The sequence below is a fragment of the Shinella granuli genome, assembly GCF_004341885.1.
In the GTDB taxonomy this organism is placed as follows: Bacteria; Pseudomonadota; Alphaproteobacteria; order Rhizobiales; family Rhizobiaceae; genus Shinella; species Shinella granuli.
Map to the genome: position 1 here is coordinate 1 of NZ_SLVX01000089.1, position 1,689 is coordinate 1,689.

Genomic DNA, 1,689 nt, shown 5'->3' on the forward strand with positions numbered 1-1,689 from the left:
GCTCGGGCTTAAGCCCTCCCGGCGGTCTCAGGCCGGCGCCGCAGTGGCCGACTTTTGCTCCGCCCCGTGGCCGGTTTTTACTCCGCCGTTGACAGAAACCGAGCTGTTCCAGTCGGTCAGAAAGCCGCCTTTCCAGGGCCACGGCACGCGCCGATAGGATGCCGTCCAGGAAGTGGCAGCCGACCGCGAGAATCCAGGCCCAGTCCAGCTCGATCCGGCCAATCGACACGAGAAAGTAGATGTACTGGCGGCCCTTGACGCGCGCCCAGCCAGCGCCTCGGTGGACTGCACTCGAGCCGATGCGCTCTTCGAGAGGCGCAGCGGTCCATTGATCGAGGTCGGGATAGAGCCGCGCGAAATGGCGCGCGTGGTACATCCGCTGATACAGCCCTCGCTGATCGCCCCCAAGAAATGCGCGATAAGCGTCGAGCGCGTGGCCTCGCTCTGGCGCTTCTTCAGTCCTGCTCAGCATCGGCTTGCTCCTCACATCTCTTGGAGAGGGCGCGGCGGTAATCTTCCAGCATCGCGGCGTCACTGACGCGCGTGTAGGTTCTCGTGGACTCGAACGACGCATGGCCCAGCCGCTTTTGCAGGGCGAGTTCGCGCATACCGCCCTCCCACAGCCAGGTCGCATGCGTATGGCGGAGTGCATGTGGTGTGATCCAGGGCTCCGTCAGGCCTGCGGCCGCACAGCGTCGTTTGAACATCTTGACGAGCGCCGCATAGCTGAGCGCTTCATTGGCGTGTTTGCCCTTGCCGCAGACCAGAAAGAGATGGCGTGTGGGCGCATTCTGGGGACGTTCCTCAAGAACATACCGGCTTATAGCTGCGAGCGCTTCCGGCTCGTGAACGTCAACAACGCGCTCGGTTCGGCTTTTTGTGCGAACACCCTTCGGGTGGTCGGTGCGATGCCGTACGGTGACACGCCGACGACCATATTCGATATCGTCGAGCTGCAGGTTTAGTGCCTCGCCGGGCCTGAGGCCACCCTGAAGCATGACGAGGATCATTGCCCGATCCCGCGGCCGGTCGATCACGTCGAGCAGTTTGTCCACCTGTTCGCGTGTCATTGGCCGCGGTACGCGCTCGACGCGCTTCAATCGTCGTGCGCCGCGGGCGCGCCTGCGCGCGATACCGCCGCGCGCCAGTTCCTGCGTCGTTGCAAGAGGATTGCGGTCGACGCCAGCAAGGTCGGCCAGCGCGAGGTGGTCAAAAAAGCTCGATATTGCCGCCATCGCCCGGTTGATGCTGGTTGGCGACAATGTTGTGCGCACTGCTGAAGGAAAGGAGGTGATCCTTGCACGGGGACACGGGACCGCGCCGAGCCAAGCTAGGAGTTCTACGCTATGCGCGATACGGAAGCTGGAGAGCGTAATGCCTGTGTCCGCAAGGAAACGGTAGAAAAGCCGAAGGTCGTAAAGGTAGGCCGCCACAGTATGCGGCGAGCAGCCTCGACCAATAAGGCCGGTCGCAAAGCTGGCCGCAAGCGGATCGGCGACGCCGGTCTCGTCGACTAACTCATATTGGTTGTGCTCCCGTCGCCGAACGATATGCATCGTTACCTCCCGTCAGAGCCCTCCAAAGTGTCCACATAAATTCATAGAACCCATCACTGAGGATCAAAGCCCGGTTCGAGGCGAACTCGCGACCCTCCGACCGGAAATTGTAGACCGGCTTCTTGCTCGGTCC

2 protein-coding genes and 1 pseudogene are annotated in these 1,689 nt (G+C 62.3%); all 3 read right to left on the minus strand.

The features are described from left to right. Positions 1-472, minus strand: a 472-nt coding sequence (locus EV665_RS32075) for a hypothetical protein (RefSeq protein ID WP_133037274.1), incomplete at its 3' end; no start/stop codon positions are given. Then, the gene (locus EV665_RS32080) at positions 456-1,556 is read right to left on the minus strand and encodes a tyrosine-type recombinase/integrase (RefSeq protein WP_133037275.1); all 1,101 of its coding nucleotides are present in this window, start codon (positions 1,554-1,556) and stop codon (positions 456-458) included. The genes EV665_RS32080 and EV665_RS32075, both read right to left, overlap by 17 nt. A gap of 37 nt (positions 1,557-1,593) precedes the next feature. Further along, positions 1,594-1,689: pseudogene (locus EV665_RS32085) on the minus strand (SOS response-associated peptidase); the annotation flags it as partial.